General features: G+C 66.8%; 1 pseudogene. It reads left to right on the top strand.

The features are described 5' to 3' along the window. Positions 1-223, top strand: a pseudogene (locus tag BST12_RS30335) (AAA family ATPase); the annotation flags it as partial.

Genomic DNA, 223 nt, shown 5'->3' with positions numbered 1-223 from the left:
ACTTCGCGGTGACCGTCCCCGAACTGGGCACCCTGACCGCCACCCGGGCGCCGTTCGTGCTGCTGACCTCCAACGCCACCCGTGAGCTGTCCGAGGCGCTCAAGCGTCGCTGCCTGTACTTGCACATCGACTTCCCGACCCCCGAGCTGGAGCGTCGCATCCTGTTATCCCGAGTTCCCGAGCTGCCCGAGCACTTCGCCGAGGAGTTGGTGCGCATCATCGG

Source organism: Mycobacterium angelicum (assembly GCF_002086155.1).
Taxonomy (GTDB): domain Bacteria; phylum Actinomycetota; class Actinomycetes; order Mycobacteriales; family Mycobacteriaceae; genus Mycobacterium; species Mycobacterium angelicum.
The sequence above is the reverse complement of the archived record's forward strand: the minus strand, read 5'-3'. Positions and strand labels throughout refer to the sequence as shown.